Origin of the sequence: Streptococcus oralis (assembly GCF_001578945.1) — a bacterium.
Lineage (GTDB): Bacteria > Bacillota > Bacilli > Lactobacillales > Streptococcaceae > Streptococcus > Streptococcus oralis_Q.
Map to the genome: position 1 here is coordinate 35,523 of NZ_KQ969557.1, position 19,095 is coordinate 54,617.

At 41.5% G+C, this 19,095-nt stretch carries 17 protein-coding genes, 2 pseudogenes and 1 riboswitch; of the genes and pseudogenes, 14 read left to right on the plus strand and 5 right to left on the minus strand.

Features of this window, described 5'->3' with window-relative positions; all coding sequences use genetic code 11:
• Window positions 1-318, plus strand: a 318-nt coding sequence (locus SORDD16_RS09380; RefSeq protein ID WP_128973507.1) for an IS30 family transposase, incomplete at its 5' end; no start/stop codon positions are given.
• A 78-nt stretch (window positions 319-396) separates the two neighbouring features.
• Here the strand turns inward: SORDD16_RS09380 and SORDD16_RS09385 are convergent.
• Entirely contained in the window at window positions 397-1,836 is a 1,440-nt protein-coding gene (locus tag SORDD16_RS09385; RefSeq protein WP_061453240.1) for a TrkH family potassium uptake protein, read from the minus strand.
• A 3-nt stretch (window positions 1,837-1,839) separates the two neighbouring features.
• A complete protein-coding gene (gene trkA, locus SORDD16_RS09390) occupies window positions 1,840-3,189 on the minus strand; it encodes a Trk system potassium transporter TrkA (RefSeq protein WP_061453241.1) in 1,350 nt (449 codons plus the stop codon).
• Between the two features lie 180 nt (window positions 3,190-3,369).
• Here trkA and SORDD16_RS09395 point away from each other — a divergent pair, with 180 nt between their 5' ends.
• The 13 genes and pseudogenes from SORDD16_RS09395 to rpsI all read left to right on the plus strand — a co-directional run bounded on the left by SORDD16_RS09395 (window position 3,370) and on the right by rpsI (window position 17,177).
• Window positions 3,370-4,221 carry an SAM hydrolase/SAM-dependent halogenase family protein gene (locus SORDD16_RS09395; RefSeq protein ID WP_061453242.1) on the plus strand — a complete coding sequence of 284 codons (852 nt, stop codon included), beginning with the start codon at window positions 3,370-3,372 and terminating at the stop codon, window positions 4,219-4,221.
• Between the two features lie 23 nt (window positions 4,222-4,244).
• Window positions 4,245-4,805 (plus strand): ECF-type riboflavin transporter substrate-binding protein, encoded by a 561-nt coding sequence (locus SORDD16_RS09400; protein ID WP_061453243.1) that lies wholly within the window; start codon window positions 4,245-4,247, stop codon window positions 4,803-4,805.
• 150 nt (window positions 4,806-4,955) lie between these two features.
• Window positions 4,956-6,539: pseudogene (locus SORDD16_RS09405) on the plus strand (ABC transporter ATP-binding protein); the annotation flags it as partial.
• 88 nt (window positions 6,540-6,627) lie between these two features.
• Window positions 6,628-7,458 carry an energy-coupling factor transporter transmembrane component T family protein gene (locus tag SORDD16_RS09410; protein ID WP_061453245.1) on the plus strand — a complete coding sequence of 277 codons (831 nt, stop codon included), beginning with the start codon at window positions 6,628-6,630 and terminating at the stop codon, window positions 7,456-7,458.
• A gap of 190 nt (window positions 7,459-7,648) precedes the next feature.
• Window positions 7,649-8,152, plus strand: coding sequence for a tRNA (cytidine(34)-2'-O)-methyltransferase (locus SORDD16_RS09415; protein WP_061453246.1), 504 nt, complete (start codon window positions 7,649-7,651; stop codon window positions 8,150-8,152).
• A gap of 40 nt (window positions 8,153-8,192) precedes the next feature.
• Window positions 8,193-8,410: riboswitch (FMN riboswitch) on the plus strand.
• A gap of 144 nt (window positions 8,411-8,554) precedes the next feature.
• On the plus strand, window positions 8,555-9,118 hold the full coding sequence (locus SORDD16_RS09420; RefSeq protein ID WP_061453247.1) for an ECF transporter S component: 564 nt from the start codon (window positions 8,555-8,557) through the stop codon (window positions 9,116-9,118).
• Window positions 9,108-9,758, plus strand: coding sequence for a phosphatase PAP2 family protein (locus SORDD16_RS09425; protein WP_061453248.1), 651 nt, complete (start codon window positions 9,108-9,110; stop codon window positions 9,756-9,758). Before SORDD16_RS09420 ends, SORDD16_RS09425 begins: the two co-directional genes overlap by 11 nt.
• 271 nt (window positions 9,759-10,029) lie before the next feature.
• Entirely contained in the window at window positions 10,030-11,076 is a 1,047-nt protein-coding gene (gene pheS / locus SORDD16_RS09430) for a phenylalanine--tRNA ligase subunit alpha (RefSeq protein WP_061453249.1), read from the plus strand.
• A gap of 287 nt (window positions 11,077-11,363) precedes the next feature.
• A complete protein-coding gene (pheT, locus tag SORDD16_RS09435; RefSeq protein ID WP_061453250.1) occupies window positions 11,364-13,769 on the plus strand; it encodes a phenylalanine--tRNA ligase subunit beta in 2,406 nt (801 codons plus the stop codon).
• Window positions 13,770-14,019: 250 nt separating this feature from the next.
• On the plus strand, window positions 14,020-14,913 hold the full coding sequence (locus tag SORDD16_RS09440; protein ID WP_061453251.1) for an ABC transporter ATP-binding protein: 894 nt from the start codon (window positions 14,020-14,022) through the stop codon (window positions 14,911-14,913).
• Window positions 14,910-16,109 (plus strand): ABC transporter permease, encoded by a 1,200-nt coding sequence (locus SORDD16_RS09445; protein ID WP_061453252.1) that lies wholly within the window; start codon window positions 14,910-14,912, stop codon window positions 16,107-16,109. Before SORDD16_RS09440 ends, SORDD16_RS09445 begins: the two co-directional genes overlap by 4 nt.
• 210 nt (window positions 16,110-16,319) lie before the next feature.
• Entirely contained in the window at window positions 16,320-16,766 is a 447-nt protein-coding gene (gene rplM / locus SORDD16_RS09450; RefSeq protein ID WP_001044624.1) for a 50S ribosomal protein L13, read from the plus strand.
• An 18-nt stretch (window positions 16,767-16,784) separates the two neighbouring features.
• Window positions 16,785-17,177 (plus strand): 30S ribosomal protein S9, encoded by a 393-nt coding sequence (rpsI, locus tag SORDD16_RS09455; RefSeq protein ID WP_000075973.1) that lies wholly within the window; start codon window positions 16,785-16,787, stop codon window positions 17,175-17,177.
• Between the two features lie 106 nt (window positions 17,178-17,283).
• Here the strand turns inward: rpsI and SORDD16_RS09460 are convergent, their stop codons facing one another.
• The 3 genes and pseudogenes from SORDD16_RS09460 to SORDD16_RS09470 all read right to left on the minus strand — a co-directional run.
• A complete protein-coding gene (locus tag SORDD16_RS09460; protein WP_061453253.1) occupies window positions 17,284-18,501 on the minus strand; it encodes a site-specific integrase in 1,218 nt (405 codons plus the stop codon).
• A 41-nt stretch (window positions 18,502-18,542) separates the two neighbouring features.
• Window positions 18,543-18,812, minus strand: coding sequence for a helix-turn-helix domain-containing protein (locus tag SORDD16_RS09465; RefSeq protein ID WP_061453254.1), 270 nt, complete (start codon window positions 18,810-18,812; stop codon window positions 18,543-18,545).
• Window positions 18,813-18,819: 7 nt separating this feature from the next.
• Window positions 18,820-19,095 (minus strand): annotated as a pseudogene (locus SORDD16_RS09470) (MIX23 family protein); the annotation flags it as partial.

Sequence of the window (19,095 nt, forward strand, 5' to 3'; positions counted from 1 at the left end):
ATCGAACAACTTTGTAAGCTATTTCCAAAAGAGACTCTTAAAACCTTCACTTCAGACAGGGGAAAAGAGTTTGCCTGCTATCCTCTGGTAGAGAACTTAGGAATTTCCTTTTTCTTTGCGGACGCCTATTCTTCCTGGCAGAGAGGAAGCAATGAAAACGCAAATGGCTTACTAAGAGAATATTTCCCAAAGAAAACTGATTTAGCCGCTATTTCTGATGAGGCTTTGAACAAGGCCTTATATGATATCAATCACCGACCACGAAAATGTTTAGCTTACAGAACTGCTTATGAAGCTCTAGTGGATGAGTTCGAGTAAATGTTGCACTTATTCTTGCAATTTATCAATAGAAAAATTCCCCTTCTACTAGCTTGTAAAAGGGGAATTGTATTATCATTAACGTTTAGACCAGGTACGTTTCATAAAGAGGAGCAAAATTGGGTATATCTCTAAGCGACCTGCAATCATTGCAAAGGAGAGGAGGATTTTAGAGATAGGACTAAAGATGGCAAAACTCGAGGTTGTACCTAGAATAGGTCCGATATTGTTAAAACAACTGAAGACAGCACTGGTCACGACTAGAAAATCATTGCTATCAAGACTGACGATAAAGATGAGAGAAAGAATAATCATCATATAGATAGCAAAATATTTAAGAATCTTGTGCTGGGTATCCTTATCAATCACAGTTTTATTGACGTGTAGAGTCAAAACACGGTGAGGGGATAAGGTGGATAAAATCTGATTTTTTGCGATTTTAGAGAGGATAAGTCCTCTGATCACCTTGAGACCACCAGCAGTTGAACCAGCTGATCCACCGATTCCCATGAGGAAGAGGAGGATAAATTGGGAGAAGAGGGGCCAGTTGGTAATATCTCCGTAACCAAAACCTGTTGTTGTGATGATATTGGAAACCTGGAAGAAGGCCATCTCAACACTTTTAGAGACACCTTGGTAGAGGTGGAGCGTATTAAGAGTAATCAAGCCGGTAGAAACTAGGACAATGATCACATAAGCTCGCAGTTCTTCATCTCCAAAGAAAGCCTTAACCCGACGGAGCATGAGGTAGTAGTAGAGATTGAAGTTAACCCCAAAAACCAACACTCCGATACTAACTAGATAGGTGATGAGTGAGCTACCGTAGTGGGCAATTCCGTCGTTATAGACGGTAAAGCCTCCGGTTCCTGCCGTTCCCATAGCGATGACAAAACTATCATAGAGAGGCATGCCTGCTAGATAGTAGATGACAACAAAAAGGGAGAAGAGAGCTAGATAAAGCAGATAGAGGATCTGGGCAGTGTTTTTTAGCTTGGATACGACCTTGCCAAAGACAGGTCCAGGGACCTCAGCCTTCATCACCTCTAGGTGACTATTTTTGGCATTGTCCATAATGGCAAGTGCAAAGACGAGTACCCCCATCCCTCCGATCAAGTGGGTGAAACTTCTCCAGAAGAGGAGGGAACGAGTGAGAACGGAAACATCGTTCAGAATAGTTGCTCCTGTAGTCGTAAATCCAGAGCTGATTTCAAAGAAGGCATCGATGACGCTGGGGATTTGTCCTGAAAAGACAAAGGGGAGGCCGCCAAAGAAAGACCAGAGAATCCAACAGAGGGCAACAATTAAGACCCCTTCCTTGGCATAAATCCGTTGATTTTTCGGTTTTCGTAAAACGCCTAGACCACCGAGAAAGACTAAAATTCCAATCGTAGAAAAGAGAGCGATAAATACTTGACTGGATTCTTGATAATAGGTCGCTACACCAACAGGTACTAGAAGGAGAGCTGCCTCAATCAAGAGAAGTTTTGAGAGGAGGTAACGAATCATACTTTTATTCATTTTTTACCTCTCAATCAAATCATAAATCTTGGTGATGTTTGGCAGCAGGGTGGTTACCAGTAACTGGTCTCCGACCTCAAGTATATCCTCTCCAGTAGGGAAGATTGTTTTTCCTTTTCGGATAATGGCTGCGATGAGCACACCTTTCTTCAATTTTAACTGTGAAAGGGGCTTGGCAGTCATTTTATTAGCTTCCTTGATTTGGAATTGGAGGGTTTCAATTTGACCGTTTGCTAGATGGTGCATGGCTTGAAGGTCTGAGTACTGGGCATTAACCCGACCTCGAATAAAGTGCATAATGGTATCCACTGCGATGATTTTCGGCGTGATGATACTTGAAAAATCAGGTGTCTGGATAATCTCTAGAAGACTAGTTCGGTTGACTTTAGTGATGTTTTTTTGGACGCCAACACGGTCAAGGAACATGGAGGTGATGATGTTTTCCTCGTCAACACCAGTTAAGGTTGCGACCGCATCGTAATTAGGAGCACTTTCTTCCAGTAAGATGTCCTTAGCAGTCCCATCCCCTTGTACGATATAGAGATTTGGGAATTTTTCACTAAAGAAACGAGCTCTTTCAGGATTGATTTCGATGACTTTAGTGTCGATGCGACTATCTTTGAGAATATCAAGTAGATAATAAGCAATTTTACCTGCACCAACGATAAGCAGACTTTTAACAGCACGAGATTTGAAGTAGTTGTGAAAAAGCATCATATCCACCCGATTTCCCGTAACAAAAATCCGATCCTTGCCTTGGATAGTGATGTCGCCACTTGGAATCATGAGTTGATGATCTCTTTCCAGAGCACAGACGATAACGTTACCAAATTTTTTACGGAAGTCTGAGATTGGCATTTGACAGAGTTCACTAGAGTCTTTGACAACAAATTCCATCAGGCTAACCCGACCACCAGCAAATCGTTCAACAGAGAGTGCATTAGGAAAATCGATACTATTTGAGATCGCACGCGCTGCTAGGAGTTCTGGATTAACAATAAGTGAAAATCCAAGAATATTTTTCTCTTTAAAATAGGCATTAGAGTATTCAGGATTTCGCACCCGAACGATGGTTTCTTTAGCACCCATTTTTTTAGCAAGTACCGCTGAAATCATATTCACTTCATCGTATTCAGTTAGAGCGATAAAGATATCACACTCTTGGACGCCGGCTTGCTCCAAGATGGCAAAGTCAGCACCATTTCCAAGAAGCCCCATGATGTCAAAGCGACTGACAATGTGATTGAGGACAGCTTCATCTTGCTCGATGAGGACAACGTCATGGTTTTCTGCAACCAGTGAACGACAGAGGGCGAAACCAACTTTCCCTCCACCAACAAGAATAATTTTCATATAAAAACCTACTTTTTCATGATGTAACTATCATACTCTTTTTTAGAGAAAAAAGCATCTTAAAACTAGCGAGAAGGACGATCAGGCTATAGACAAAAACTATAGATATATCCTGCAAAAAGATATTTGTAAGCTTTTCTGAAGTGTGTTATGATAGAATATACGCAAAAAGGAGACAAGATGAATAATAATTTGCTGGTATTGCAATCGGATTTTGGTTTGGTAGATGGAGCTGTGTCGGCTATGATTGGTGTGGCTTTGGAGGAATCCTCAACTCTAAAAATCCATCATTTGACACATGATATTACCCCTTATAATATTTTTGAGGGGAGCTATCGTCTCTTTCAAACGGTTAATTATTGGCCAGAAGGAACGACTTTTGTATCTGTCGTTGACCCTGGTGTTGGCTCTAAGCGTAAAAGCGTTGTGGCTAAAACAGCTAAAAATCAATACATCGTTACACCGGATAACGGCACTCTGTCCTTTATTAAACAGCATGTAGGAATCACAGCCATTCGGGAAATCTCAGAAGTAGAAAATCGTCGGCAAAACACAGAGCATTCCTACACCTTCCATGGACGTGATGTCTATGCTTATACGGGTGCTAAGCTAGCCAGTGGACATATTACCTTTGAGGAGGTTGGACCAGAATTATCTGTGGAGGACATTGTGGAACTTCAAGTAGTGGACACAGAGATTGGGGGAAATTCTGTCAAGGGAGCGGTAGATATATTGGATGTTCGCTTTGGTTCTCTCTGGACCTCCATTACTCGAGAGGAGTTTAACCAAATCGAACCTCAGTTTGGAGAACGATTTGAAGTGACTATTTACCACTATGATATGTTGGTGTACCAAAATCAGGTCGTCTATGGCAAGTCCTTTGCAGATGTACGCATCGGTCAACCAATCTTGTATATCAATTCCCTCTACCGTGTGGGACTAGCGATTAACCAAGGTTCCTTTGCCAAGGCTTACAATGTAGGCGTAGGTTCTTCTTGGAAGATTGAAATCCGCCGAGTCGATACAAATTAGGAATTAAGAAAAAGGAGAAAAAAATGAGAAAACTGTTGAATTTTAGCTTTTCAATTAAGGATGTTGTTGCTATTGGGATTGGCGCAGCTCTATTTGTGGTAATCGGAATGATTAGCATTCCAACTCCTGTGCCCAACACCAGTATTCAATTGCAGTACGGAGTACAAGCTCTCTTGTCTGTTATTTTCGGTCCCATTGTTGGCCTCTTGGTTGGTTTAATCGGTCATGGGGTGAAAGATGCGATTTCAGGTTTTGGTCTTTGGTGGACTTGGATTATTGCGAGTGCTTTATTTGGTTTTGCGGTTGGAATTGTTAGAAAGCAAGTTCGAATCTCTCGAGGAATATTTAAATGGAAAGACTTTGCTATCTTTAATCTCGTTCAATTATTGGCTAATGCTCTTATTTGGGGTGTTCTAGCACCGCTAGGTGATATTGTGATTTATAAAGAAGCTGCTGAGAAAGTATTTGCTCAAGGGATTGTAGCGGGACTTTCAAACGGAGTGACAGTGGCAGTTGCTGGTAGCCTTCTTTTACTTGCTTATTCCCGTACACAGATACGTGTAGGCAGTTTGAAGAAAGACTAGTGCTATTCTTTGACTTTCTGATGAAAGAATGAGAAAATGGTAAAGTAAGATAGTCGTGAAGAGGCTGGGACAAGGTGTCTCGGCCTCGTTCGATTTTTCTCCGTCCTGAACAAAGGTAGTCCTAAGCAAATAATACGTAAAGTGAGAAGCATGAGAGAAGTAATCATTGAGTGGAAAGATTTTTCTTTCCAATACGAAAGTCAGCAAGAACCGACCCTGCGGAATATCAATTTAAAAATTTATAAAGGGGAGAAAGTTTTGATTGTAGGACCTTCGGGTTCTGGAAAATCAACACTTGGTCAATGTTTAAACGGCATTATCCCTAATATTTATAAGGGGCAGGCAAGTGGCAAGTTTTGGATTCAAGGACAAGCTGCTTTTGGCTTGAGTATTTATGACAAATCGCATCTGGTCAGCACGGTCTTGCAGGATACGGATGGTCAGTTTATTGGACTATCTGTAGCGGAGGATTTGGCTTTTTCTCTGGAAAATGACATGATCGAGCTGGAACAGATGAGAACTCGTGTTCATAAGTGGGCTGAAAAACTAGACTTGCTAGATCTCCTTTCACAGCGTCCGCAGGATTTATCTGGCGGACAAAAGCAACGAGTCAGTCTTGCGGGAGTTTTGATTGACGAGAGTCCGATTCTCTTGTTTGATGAACCTTTGGCTAATCTAGATCCTCACTCTGGTCAAGATATTATTGAATTGATTGATCAGATTCACAGGGAAGAAGAGGTGACTACAGTCATTATCGAGCACCGTTTGGAAGATGTTTTACATAGATCGGTAGACCGCATTGTCTTGATTAACGAAGGGGAAATTCTCTTTAACGATACTCCAGATGAATTGTTGATAACAGATTTATTACAAGAAAATGGCATTCGGGAACCCTTATATTTAACCAGTCTAAAGCAGCTGGGAGTAGATGTGACTCAATTTTCTCACTTGACTAAACTAGAAGAGTTAGAACTTCCCCAAATTTCTCTTCCCAAATTTTCATCTTCCTCAGAGGAGTGCAAGCAAAAAACTTCTTTGTTTGACTTAAGGAATCTTTCTTTTGCCTATGATCATAAACCAATCTTAAAAGGCATTGACTTCAATATCAGGAAGGGAGAAAAGATTGCCATCGTTGGGAAAAATGGCGCAGGAAAATCTACCCTTGCCAAGGCTATTAGTGGCTTTATCGAAACCCAAGGTTCTTACACTTGGAAAGGTCAAGATGTCAAAGGAGATTCTATCGCAGAACGAGCTGCCCGAGTAGGTTATGTCTTGCAAAACCCAAATCAGATGATTTCAATGACCATGATCTATGATGAAGTGGCTCTAGGCTTACGTTTGCGAGGTATGGACGAAGAGGTTATCAAAGATAGAGTTCTTGAGACTTTGAAGATTTGTGGTTTATATGCTTATCGTAATTGGCCGATTTCGGCTCTCTCTTTTGGTCAGAAGAAGCGAGTGACCATCGCCGCTATTTTAGTATTGGGAGCGGAAATTCTTTTGTTGGACGAACCGACGGCAGGGCAGGATCAGAAGAATTACACAGAAATTATGGAGTTTTTGCAGGAGCTACATCAAAAAGGGCATACAATTATCATGATTACGCATGATATGCAGTTGATGTTGGATTATTCAGATAGGTCTGTGGTTGTGGCAGATGGTAAGATTATTGCTGATCTTGAACCAGCGGCTCTTCTGACTAGCCCAGAACTTCTTAAGCAAGCCAATCTCAAAGAAACGTCTATTTTTAATCTGGCTCAGCAGCTGAATGTTGACCCACTTACTTTAACAGCATTTTATAAGAAACAAAAAGGAGAAGGACATGCAGACTAAACTAATTGGTTATCATCATGGAGAAACCTTCCTTCATCATCTGTCAGGAGCGGCAAAATTACTCTTTTTTATCTTAGTTTCTCTTGCTGCTATGATTACCTACGATACCCGTTTTTTGAGTCTGATTGGGATAATGTCTCTTTTTTTATTACGTATGTCGGGAATTCGCTTTCGAGATGTTTCTTTTGTGGCTATATTTGCCCTAGTCTTTGCTCTTTTGAATGTTTTGATGGTTTATCTCTTTTCTCCAGAGTACGGAGTGGAGATTTATACTTATAAAACTCTTCTTTTTCAGGGAATCGGACCCTATACTTTGACCAGTCAAGAACTATTTTATCTCTTAAATCTGGCGATCAAGTATGTCTGTACGATCCCCTTGGCGCTGATATTTTTGTTGACCACACATCCGAGCCAATTTGCATCAAGTCTCAATCAGATTGGTGTGTCCTATAAGATTGCTTATTCTGTTAGCTTGACCCTCCGCTATATTCCTGATTTGCAGGAGGAGTTTTTTACTATAAAGATGTCTCAGGAAGCCAGAGGTCTGGAACTATCCCGAAAAACATCTGTTTGGCAACGTATCAGAGGCAATCTCCATATTATCACACCATTGATTTTTAGCTCTTTGGAACGAATTGATACGATTTCGACGGCCATGGAATTGCGACGGTTTGGAAAAGAGAAAAAACGAACTTGGTATAGTTATCAGGCCTTGCAAAAACGAGACTACCTGGCAATCGGCTTAGCATCACTGTTTTTACTAGTCAGTTTGGTCTTGATTTGGCTCAATGGCGGACGTTTTTATAACCCTTGGAAATAAGAAGAAAAAATTAAAAAATAGTGATTTTCTATTGACAATCCTACTAAAAGTGATATACTAAGAAAGTAGTTTCGCTGATTTACTTCAGACCTGTTGTGAGGTAAGTTAACGATGCCTTAACCACGCTGTTCGCTGAGCTTGACTCCGGGCAGTGTGGCTATTTTTTTGCAATGGTGAAAGGAAGCCAGTCATGACAAATCACATTGTATTATTTGAACCTCAAATTCCGCAAAATACAGGTAATATTGCGCGTACTTGCGCTGCGACCAATTCTCCTCTTCACATCATCAAACCGATGGGATTTCCTATTGATGACCGGAAGATGAAGCGGGCTGGTTTGGATTACTGGGACAAGCTTGAGATTTATTTTTACGACAGTTTGGAAGATTTCATGTCTCGAATGAAGGGGAAACTCTATCTGATTTCGAAATTTGCGGAAAAGGTCTATTCTGAAGCAAATTTGGCAAGTGGTGGGGATTATTATTTTCTCTTTGGACGTGAAGACAAGGGTTTGCCTGAGGACTTTATGCGAGAACATCCTGAGAAAGCACTCCGTATTCCTATGAATGATGAACATGTCCGCAGCCTCAATGTTTCCAATACTGTCTGCATGATTGTATATGAGGCTCTTCGTCAGCAGGATTTTGCAGGTCTTGAGCTTGTTCACACCTATGAAACAGATAAATTGAAATAATCAAAATGCTTGCACTTGCAAGCGTTTTTTGTTATGATTAAAGGGTCTTCAGGGCTGGGTGTAATTCCCGACCGGCGGTGACTTTAACTAGCTATTTTGGCTTACTCTTCGTTGTCTTGTCTTGATATACTCAAGTATTATCTTCGACTGCGACGCCTAGATTAATCCAAAATATCTTAGTTAAAGAAGTCCGCGAGCGCAAGCTGATGTGGTGCGATTCCACAACCGACAGTATAGTCTGGATGGGAGAAGACGAAAGAATAGCTTTGTCTGTTCGCTGACTTTTGTAGAAAAAACAAAACCGCTTGCATAGTGCGGTGTCCTTTTGCTATAGAAAAATTGAATAGCTGGCTTAGACTTTCCAACTTCTTCTGATTTTATAGAAAATTGGAGGAACCTGTTATGACAAACACACGTCGACTTTCGACCATTGCGATTTTATCAGCTATTTCATTTGTGCTGATGTACTTTGACTTTCCGCTGTTGCCAGCAGCGTCCTTCCTCAAGATTGAGTTTAGTATCTTGCCAGTCCTTGTGGGCTTGGTAGTGATGGATTTGCCAGCTGCTCTAGGAATTCTCTTGATGCGCTCACTCTTGAAGTTGCTTCTGAATAGCCAAGGAGTGAACACCTACATTGGCTTGCCAATGAATATCGTAGCCTTGGGAGTTTTTGTTATCGCTTTTGGTTTGATTTGGGAAAAAGAGCGCACAACCATTCGTTTTATAGTAGCTTCTATAGCTGGAATCTTAGGATTGACTCTTGCTATGCTGGTCTTGAACTATGGCTACGCCGTGCCTCTCTACGCTCAATTTGCTAACTTTGATATTGAAAAAATACTAGGACTTGCCAACTACATGCTAACAATGGTTTTACCGTTCAATTTGCTTGAGGGAATCCTTTTTGCAGTTTCCTTTTGGTTACTTTATGTCCTCTTGAAACCAACCTTAAAACATTATGAGAGATAAACAAACATTTTTAATGAAGGGCTCTTTTGCCCTTTTGCTTTTTGTAATTCTGGGCTATATTGTCAAATTCTACCCTGAGACGCTAGTCGGTTTTGATCAACCGCTTCAGGCTGCTATTCGCGGGGACTTGCCAGATTATTTAACGGTTCTGTTCCGTGCCCTTACACATTTGATTGATATCCCAGTAATCATCACCTGGGTTGCCATTGCAGCCTTTATCTTTTATCGTAAGCAGTGGAAGATAGAAAGCTACTTCATGGCGGGTAATCTAGCCTTAGCCGGTCTTTTAATCGTGACCTTTAAAAACATCTACCAGCGCCCACGGCCAGCTATCTTACATCTGGTAGAGGAGAAAGGATTTTCTTTTCCAAGTGGGCATTCTCTGGCTGTGACGCTGATGGTGGGGACATTGATTGTCATTCTCAGTCAACGGATTCAACATCTAGTCTGGAGAAAAATCGTTCAAATTGTCCTTGGTCTCTACCTAGTCAGTGTGTTATTATCAAGGGTCTATCTGGGAGTCCACTATCCATCAGATGTTCTTGCCAGTCTCTGTGTGGGTCTGGGAGTCTTATTTATTGAGTTTCCTTTCTATGACAAGCTTCGCTTCCAATGGCGATTTAAAGGCAGACAGAAGTGAGATAGGTCTTGCAAGAATGGTAAAAATCTGATAAACTAGATAGTAATCGAATAGAAATCCGCAAGACTAGTAACTCAAGGGAAGTATGACAGGGAGGAGAGCCGTGACTGCAAGCTCTTTATATGAAAACTGGGTGAATTCACTTGCGCATGGATTTAGAAATGAAGGTCTGGCTTGTCAGATGAAACGGATGGTACCGCGTGTCAACGCTCCGAGTGGAGTTTTTGGCATGTGGTTTTCTTTTTATCTATGAGCGACTGATGGAGGAATTATGTCAACTATTGAAGAACAATTAAAAGCGCTTCGTGAAGAAACGCTGGCGAGTTTGAAGCAGATTACTGCTGAAAATGAAAAAGAGATGCAAGATTTGCGTGTCTCTGTCCTTGGGAAAAAGGGTTCACTGACTGAAATCCTCAAGGGCATGAAGGACGTCTCTGCTGAGATGCGACCTGTCATCGGAAAGCACGTCAATGAAGCCAGGGATGTTTTGACTGCTGCCTTTGAAGAAACTGCTAAACTTTTGGAAGAAAAGAAGGTGGAAGTTCAATTAGCCAGCGAAAGTCTGGATGTGACCCTTCCTGGTCGTGTTATTCCTGCTGGGAACCGCCATATCTTGACCCAAACCAGTGAAGAAATCGAAGATATCTTTATTGGGATGGGCTACCAAGTCGTGGATGGTTTTGAGGTTGAAAAAGACTATTACAACTTTGAACGGATGAATCTGCCAAAGGATCACCCAGCGCGGGATATGCAGGACACTTTCTATATCACCGAGGAAATCTTGCTCCGTACCCACACGTCTCCCGTTCAGGCGCGGGCTATGGATGCCCATGATTTTTCTAAAGGGCCTTTGAAAATGATTTCACCAGGGCGTGTTTTCCGTCGAGATACGGATGATGCGACTCACAGTCACCAATTTCACCAAATCGAAGGCTTGGTTGTAGGGAAAAATATATCCATGGCAGATCTTCAAGGAACGCTTCAGTTGATCGTTCAAAAAATGTTTGGAGAAGAGCGTCAGATTCGTCTGCGTCCATCATACTTTCCATTCACAGAACCGTCTGTTGAGGTGGATGTTTCCTGCTTCAAGTGTGGTGGAGAAGGCTGTAACGTATGTAAGAAAACGGGTTGGATCGAGATCATGGGTGCCGGTATGGTTCACCCCCGTGTCCTTGAGATGAGTGGTATCGATGCGACTGTATACTCTGGCTTTGCCTTTGGCCTTGGGCAAGAACGTGTGGCTATGCTCCGCTACGGAATCAACGATATTCGTGGTTTTTACCAAGGTGATGTTCGTTTTTCAGAGCAGTTTAAATAAAACAGATTACTGAAACACAGTCCTACCCAGTGTCTTCTCTCTTAGTATAGAAGGAAGAACGCCGGATTCAAAGGGAAAAAGGATTTTAACCTGGGCGGGGGTGCTTGGACAGAGCCACCAGTTTGAATGCTGTTTAGTGGTTTTCTAAATTGTAGAAAGGAATTGAATTCGACCTGAAAGTTCGAAATTTGGATAAGTTGCTGTTAAAATCAGGATTTCTAGCAACTTCCTAAAATTTTATCGCTTTCGTCTTTGTTGGACAAGGACACGGTCTTAATCTATTAATTATGCTAGTATCTTATAAATGGTTAAAAGAGTTGGTGGACATTGATGTGCCATCACAAGAGTTGGCGGAAAAAATGTCAACTACAGGGATCGAGGTAGAAGGTGTGGAATCACCTGCTGCTGGTCTCTCAAAAATTGTCGTCGGTGAGGTCTTGTCTTGCGAAGATGTGCCAGAAACTCACCTCCATGTCTGTCAAGTCAATGTGGGCGAAGAAGAAGCCCGTCAAATTATTTGTGGTGCCCCAAATGTGCGTGCTTGGATCAAGGTCATGGTGGCACTTCCGGGAGCTCGTATTGCTGACAATTACAAGATTAAAAAAGGGAAAATCCGTGGTTTAGAGTCACTTGGGATGATTTGTTCACTTGGTGAATTGGGAATTTCTGACTCAGTTGTGCCAAAGGAATTCGCAGATGGTATCCAAATCTTGCCAGAAGATGCTGTACCAGGTGAGGAAGTCTTCTCATATCTAGACTTGGACGATGAGATTATCGAACTTTCTATCACTCCAAACCGTGCAGACGCTCTTTCTATGCGTGGGGTGGCTCATGAAGTAGCAGCCATCTATGACAAGGCAGTTAGCTTTAAAGAATTCAGTTTAACAGAAACAAATCAAGCTGCAGCGGACGCTCTTTCTGTCAGCATTGACACAGACAAGGCGCCATACTATGCAGCTCGTATCTTGGACAATGTGACCATCGCACCAAGTCCACAGTGGTTGCAGAATCTTCTCATGAACGAAGGGATTCGTCCAATTAACAATGTCGTCGACGTGACAAACTACATCCTGCTCTACTTTGGTCAACCCATGCATGCCTTTGACTTGGATACCTTTGAAGGAAGCGAGATTCGTGTGCGTGAAGCGCGTGCTGGTGAAAAATTGGTGACCTTGGATGGGGAAGAACGTGACTTGGAAACAAGTGACCTAGTGATTACGGTTGCTGACAAGCCAGTAGCCCTTGCAGGTGTCATGGGCGGGCAGGCAACAGAGATCTCTGAAAAATCTAGTCGCGTTGTGTTAGAAGCAGCTGTTTTCAATGGCAAATCCATCCGTAAGACCAGCGGACGCCTCAACCTGCGTTCGGAGTCATCTTCTCGCTTTGAAAAAGGGATCAATGTGGCAACAGTCGATGAGGCCTTGGATGCTGCAGCTAGCATGATTGCGGAATTTGCTGGTGCGACGGTGCGTAAGGGCATCGTTTCAGCGGGTGAGCTTGACACTTCAGATGTAGAAGTATCTTCAACTCTTGCCGATGTCAATCGTGTCCTTGGAACAGAGCTTTCATATGCTGATGTCGAAGATGTCTTCCGTCGTCTTGGCTTTGGTCTTTCTGGAAATGCAGATCGCTTTACAGTCAGCGTTCCACGTCGTCGTTGGGATATCACTATTGAAGCAGATCTTTTTGAGGAAATTGCTCGGATCTACGGCTATGATCGCCTGCCAACGACCCTTCCAAAAGATGATGGGACAGCTGGTGAATTGACTGCAACCCAAAAACTTCGTCGCCAAGTACGTACCATCGCTGAAGGAGCAGGTTTGACAGAGATCATTACCTACGCTCTAACAACACCTGAAAAAGCAGTTGAGTTCACAGCTCAACCAAGTAACCTTACAGAACTCATGTGGCCAATGACCGTAGACCGTTCCGTCCTCCGTCAGAATATGGTCTCTGGTATCCTAGATACAGTGGCCTACAACGTGGCTCGAAAGAACAAAAAACTAGCACTCTATGAAATCGGAAAAATCTTTGAGCAAACAGGCAATCCAAAAGAAGAACTGCCAAACGAAATCAACAGTTTTGCCTTTGCTTTAACGGGCTTGATTGCAGAAAAAGACTTCCAAACGCCGGCAGTTCCAGTTGATTTCTTCTATGCGAAGGGAATTTTGGAAGCCCTCTTTACCCGTTTGGGACTTGAAGTGACTTATACAGCAACAGCTGAGATTGCAAGTCTCCACCCAGGCCGTACAGCCGTGATTTCACTCGGCGACCAAGTTCTTGGTTTCCTTGGCCAAGTTCATCCAGTCACTGCTAAGGCTTACGATATTCCAGAAACTTATGTAGCGGAGCTCAACCTTTCAGCTATCGAAGCTGCCCTTCAACCTGCTACTCCATTTGTGGAAATCACCAAATTCCCAGCAGTTAGTCGTGATGTTGCTCTTCTTCTCAAGTCAGCTGTCACCCACCAAGAAGTAGTAGACGCTATCAAGGCAGCCGGTGTCAAACGTTTGACAGATATCAAACTCTTTGACGTCTTCTCAGGCGAAAAATTGGGACTTGGTATGAAGTCAATGGCCTATAGCTTGACCTTCCAAAATCCAGAAGATAGCTTAACAGACAAAGAAGTAGCGCGCTACATGGAAAAAATCCAATCTTCACTCGAAGAAAAAGTCAATGCAGAAGTACGTTAACTCATCAATCCATCCTTCGGGGTGGATTTTTTACTTCAAAATGACAATTCAGGATCAAAAATGGACAATTGAGGAGTAAGAGCACCTGTATGCACTTTAATGGGCTATAATTGTTCTATCACTTAGGCACTTAAGACCCTTAGGGGACGTAGTTTTTAAGCTGGGATGGACAAGATAAAAATGTACATAAATCCTTGTAAAGGCTATCAAAAAGGAGTATAATAAGTGCAACATATCTCGGAGGTGGAAAATGCTAGAAGTAAGAAATCTAGAGAAAAGTTTCGGTTCCAAGCAAGTCTTGTTTGGTGTCGATTTTCAGGCAAGTCCAGGAAGGATTCTGGGTTTGGTCGGAAAAAATGGTGCTGGGAAAACAACGATTTTCCACAGTATGTTGAAATTTTTGGAGTATCAAGGAGAGATCAGTCTGGATGGACAGGAGATTCGTCAGGAAACCTATGCTCGGATTGGCTATCTGCCTGAGGAACGCAGTCTCATGCCCAAATTGACAGTCCTTGAGCAAGTTCGCTACTTGGCTACTCTAAAGGGCATGGATGCTAAGGAAGTCAAGGAAAAACTCCCTCAATGGATGGAAAAACTGGAAGTGAAGGGCAAATTGACTGACAAAATCAAGAGCCTCTCCAAAGGGAATCAGCAGAAAATTCAGCTCATTATCACCCTGATCCATGAGCCAGACTTGATCATCTTGGATGAGCCTTTTAGTGGTTTGGATCCAGTCAATACCGAGTTGCTCAAACAAGTCATCTTGAAAGAGAAAGAGCGCGGTGCAATCATTATCTTTTCTGACCATGTTATGACCAACGTTGAGGAACTTTGCGATGATATCCTGATGATTCGTGACGGGCGTGTGGTCTTGCATGGACCAGTTCAGGATGTTCGCAATCAATATGGGAAAACACGTCTCTTTGTTTCGAGTGAACAAAGCAAGGAAGAATTGGAAAAACTTCCTCATGTCAAACAGGTGAGCTTGACCAAGCAAGGTAGTTGGAAATTAATCCTCGATGATGAGGACGCTGGAAGGGAACTCTTCCCCATCCTCACTCAAGGTCAATACATCGCGACCTTTGACCAACAAGCTCCAACAATCGATGAAATCTTTAAACTAGAATCAGGGGTGAAAGTATGAGAAATATGTGGGTTGTAATGAAGGAAACCTATCTTCGACATGTCAAGTCGTGGAGTTTCTTCTTTATGGTGATTTCGCCGTTCCTCTTTTTAGCCTTATCTGTAGGAATTGGCTATCTCCAAAATTCTTCTATGGCCAAGAATAGCAAGATAGCAGTAGTAACAACTGTGCCATCTGTGGAAGAAGGGCTCAAGGGTACCAATGGTATCAACTTTGATTATAAGGATGAAGCCAGTGCCCAAGCTGCTATCAAGGATGAGAAAATCAAGGGTTACCTAACTGTTGACCAAGAGGACAGTGTCCTCAAGGCCGTCTATCACGGTGAAACTTCTCTTGAAAGTGGCATCAAGTTAGCAGTAACCAATAAGTTAAACGAACTGCAATACCAACTCAATCGTTCGGCAGCCAATTTGTCTCAAGAACAGGAAAAACGCCTGAGTCAAACCGTTGACTTTACTGAGAAGATTGATGAATCTAAGGAAAACAAAAAAATTGTTCAAACCATTGCGGCCGCAGGGCTTGGTTTCTTCCTTTATATGATTTTGATTACCTATGCTAGTGTCACTGCTCAGGAAGTGGCTAGCGAGAAAGGAACCAAAATCATGGAGGTGGTCTTCTCTAGTATCCGAGCTAGTCATTATTTCTACGCTCGCATGCTGGCTTTGCTTCTTGTGATTTTGACTCATATAGGCATTTACGTCGTGGGTGGGCTGGCTGCCATTCTGCTCTTTAAAGATATCCCTATCTTGGCACAATCTGGTATTTTAAACCACTTGGGAGAGGCCTTCTCGCTCAATACCTTATTGTTTGTCTTGGTTAGTCTCTTTATGTACGTTGTTTTGGCAGCCTTCCTAGGATCCATGGTTTCTCGCCCTGAGGATTCAGGAAAGGCCTTGTCGCCATTGATGATCTTGATTATAGCAGGATTTGTCGGTGTGACCTCTCTAGGTGCTGCAGGGGACAATTTAGTTCTGAAAATTGGTTCCTACATTCCTTTCATTTCGACCTTCTTTATGCCATTTAGAGCTATAAATGGGTATGCAAGTGGTCTAGAAGCTTGGATCTCGCTTGCCATAACGGTTGTTTTTGCAGTCGCTGCAACAGCCTTTATCGGACGCATGTATGCTAGCCTAGTCCTTCAAACAGATGATTTGGGAATCTGGAAAACCTTTAAACGTGCCCTAGCTTATAAATAGGAGAGCCTCGCAAAAGCGAGGTTTTTCTAGATGTTGAACACCGAAATCGGCAAAAATATTTTTCATATCTATTGACTTTTAGTAGTGAAATTTGGTATGATAGTAGACGGTATTGTTTACCCCATTTGTAAGGCCCCGGAACCTTTCAAATACCCCGCGGACCGGAACATCCGCCCTGTAAACAAAAACGATATTCATATAGGAGAAATCATGAACAAAACTACATTCATGGCTAAACCAGGCCAAGTAGAACGCAAATGGTATGTTGTTGACGCAACTGATGTACCTCTTGGACGCCTTTCAGCAGTTGTTGCTAGCGTACTTCGCGGAAAAAACAAACCAACATTCACACCACACACTGATACAGGTGATTTCGTAATCGTTATCAATGCTGAAAAAGTTAAATTGACTGGTAAAAAAGCAACTGATAAGATCTACTACACTCACTCAAACCACCCAGGTGGATTGAAACAAATCTCTGCTGGTGAACTTCGTTCTAAAAATGCAGTACGTTTGATCGAAAAATCAGTTAAAGGTATGCTTCCACACAATACTCTTGGCCGCGCTCAAGGTATGAAATTGAAAGTATTCGTTGGAGCTGAGCACACTCACGCTGCACAACAACCAGAAGTTCTTGACATTTCAGGACTTATCTAAGGAAAGGAACAATAAAGTATGTCACAAGCACAATATGCAGGTACTGGACGTCGTAAAAACGCTGTTGCACGCGTTCGCCTTGTTCCAGGAACTGGTAAAATCACTGTTAACAAAAAAGATGTTGAAGAGTACATCCCACACGCTGACCTTCGTCTTGTTATCAACCAACCATTCGCAGTTACTTCAACTGTAGGTTCATACGATGTTTTCGTTAACGTTGTTGGTGGTGGATACGCTGGTCAATCAGGAGCTATCCGTCACGGTATCGCTCGTGCCCTTCTTCAAGTAGACCCAGACTTCCGCGATTCATTGAAACGCGCAGGACTTCTTACACGTGACTCACGTAAAGTTGAACGTAAGAAACCAGGTCTTAAGAAAGCTCGTAAAGCATCACAATTCTCAAAACGTTAATCAATACGATTATATCAACGTTTCAAAGCACTCAAAAGTTTACCTTATGGGTGCTTTTTTCGTGTTTTTTTAAAAAGTTTACCTCAAAGTTCACCTTATTTTTACCTTATTGTTTTAGAGACTTTAAAGCAAATTCCCCAACTGCCATAGGAACTACATTAGAGGTGTTGACATAAATTTGAGTTGTGCATGTATCGCTATGCGTTAGTGCTTCAGAAATGGCTTCTAAGCTCATTCCTGCTTGTTTAGCAAGTGTTGCTCCTGTATGCCGTAGTTTGTGTGGCGTAGCGTGTGTAAGCTCTGGGTGACGCTTTCTGATAGTTTTCATTTTATTATTGAGGTAGTCAGAATGTAAAGGTTTATTGATATTACCTTTGGTATCTATGTAAGTAAAGATAAATTGTTCTGGATTACTGATGATACCAAACTTTGCCAGTTCATATTTTTGTTGTTTTTTCCATGAAGTCAGAAGTTGAAGTAAGTCACTAGAAATAGAAAAGATAGTTTTTTTATTTCCTTTTGTTGATTTTACATTCTTATATTTGTCAAGTGCATGTCTTAAGTCAATTTGAGCATTTGCCAAGTCTATGTTTTTCCAATGTAGAGCATAGGATTCTGATTTTCTATCGCTCAGAATAAAGGTTGTAAAGAATAGGACATAATCTTTCAGTGATAATTTATCGTTCTCCAAATCTTCTCTAAAAGCATCAAACCAATCTTGTAATTCTTCACTAGACAGATACAGGTCTTCCTCATTTTTGGATTCTTGGAGTTTTAGTTTTTTGGTAGCTTTAATTCGCTTAATTGTTTTGGATAATCGATTTGATTCTATATACTCTAATTTTTCAGCCCAATCGAAAATTGAGTTTACATAGCTTCTAATAGCCTTGAAATTAGCATATTCTTCAGCTTTAGCGGTCATTAAGTTTAGTACGACTTGCTTATTCTGATTCAGAAAATTGATTGAATAATTACCGAACATTGGTAAGATGTGCTTTCTGAAAACAGTTTGAGTGTTATCAATAGTAACTTGTGTTGGAGGTTTAGTTGTTGAAGTTGTTTGACCAGCTTTGTATGAATCCCACCAAATATTATTAAAGAACTCAGAGAAAAGAATATCGCTAGTTTTAGAAAGTAGGATATCCTCACCATTTTCAAGTTGATGTATCTTAGATAAAATTTCTAGTTCAGCTTCTTTGGCCTCCTTTCTTGTTTTATAGCGTTTAACAAAGTGATTTCCTTTAATCCCCATTTTAGGTCGGATTTCTTTAGGTATATACACTTTGAGATTGTAAGTGTTACTACTTGTTTTTGTAACTGTCATGATGTTCTCCTTTTACGAGTCAGGATATATCATTAGAGATATTATAGCATAGCTTTTCTACAAAGCCACTTATCAATCTCATTTTTATTGAATCGGATAGTCTTCCCAATTTTAATAACAGGAAGACCCTTTTGTATCCAGCAATCCAATGTGTTGTTAGAGATACCTAGATATTTGCAAGTTTGCCCTTTATTAAGGTAAGGACTATCTAAACCTAAATCTTCTTTGAAATGAGAAATTTCATGTTGTAAAAGCTTGGTAATCATTGACTGTATTTCTTGAACTTGTTCTGTTGGTAGAATGACTTGCATTTCTTTATTACTCCTTACTTAACTTAATCTTTTTGTATTTGACTTTGTTGGCAATTAAATGTCCCTTTCGGAATACTTTGCTAATATAGTTGCTTTCATATAGGATATCTTCATTCTTAACAAGGTTATCTAAGGATTCACTTGTAAATAATTTTATTTCTTCAGGCTTTTGTAAATTACGAGAAGAATAAAAAGCCTTCTTTCCTAGACTCTCTAATAATTCCTGTCCTATGCCTTTTTCCATATATTTTGCAACATAACGACCTGCATTAGAAGAATCATC

Excerpts from the sequence above, each read along its gene's own strand:
- SORDD16_RS09385 (WP_061453240.1), bottom strand. The coding sequence starts at position 1,836 with ATGAATAAAAGTATGATTCGTTACCTCCTCTCAAAACTTCTCTTGATT.
- trkA (WP_061453241.1), bottom strand. The coding sequence starts at position 3,189 with ATGAAAATTATTCTTGTTGGTGGAGGGAAAGTTGGTTTCGCCCTCTGT.
- SORDD16_RS09395 (WP_061453242.1), top strand. The coding sequence starts at position 3,370 with ATGAATAATAATTTGCTGGTATTGCAATCGGATTTTGGTTTGGTAGAT.
- SORDD16_RS09400 (WP_061453243.1), top strand. The coding sequence starts at position 4,245 with ATGAGAAAACTGTTGAATTTTAGCTTTTCAATTAAGGATGTTGTTGCT.
- SORDD16_RS09410 (WP_061453245.1), top strand. The coding sequence starts at position 6,628 with ATGCAGACTAAACTAATTGGTTATCATCATGGAGAAACCTTCCTTCAT.
- SORDD16_RS09415 (WP_061453246.1), top strand. The coding sequence starts at position 7,649 with ATGACAAATCACATTGTATTATTTGAACCTCAAATTCCGCAAAATACA.
- SORDD16_RS09420 (WP_061453247.1), top strand. The coding sequence starts at position 8,555 with ATGACAAACACACGTCGACTTTCGACCATTGCGATTTTATCAGCTATT.
- SORDD16_RS09425 (WP_061453248.1), top strand. The coding sequence starts at position 9,108 with ATGAGAGATAAACAAACATTTTTAATGAAGGGCTCTTTTGCCCTTTTG.
- pheS (WP_061453249.1), top strand. The coding sequence starts at position 10,030 with ATGTCAACTATTGAAGAACAATTAAAAGCGCTTCGTGAAGAAACGCTG.
- pheT (WP_061453250.1), top strand. The coding sequence starts at position 11,364 with ATGCTAGTATCTTATAAATGGTTAAAAGAGTTGGTGGACATTGATGTG.
- SORDD16_RS09440 (WP_061453251.1), top strand. The coding sequence starts at position 14,020 with ATGCTAGAAGTAAGAAATCTAGAGAAAAGTTTCGGTTCCAAGCAAGTC.
- SORDD16_RS09445 (WP_061453252.1), top strand. The coding sequence starts at position 14,910 with ATGAGAAATATGTGGGTTGTAATGAAGGAAACCTATCTTCGACATGTC.
- rplM (WP_001044624.1), top strand. The coding sequence starts at position 16,320 with ATGAACAAAACTACATTCATGGCTAAACCAGGCCAAGTAGAACGCAAA.
- rpsI (WP_000075973.1), top strand. The coding sequence starts at position 16,785 with ATGTCACAAGCACAATATGCAGGTACTGGACGTCGTAAAAACGCTGTT.
- SORDD16_RS09460 (WP_061453253.1), bottom strand. The coding sequence starts at position 18,501 with ATGACAGTTACAAAAACAAGTAGTAACACTTACAATCTCAAAGTGTAT.
- SORDD16_RS09465 (WP_061453254.1), bottom strand. The coding sequence starts at position 18,812 with ATGCAAGTCATTCTACCAACAGAACAAGTTCAAGAAATACAGTCAATG.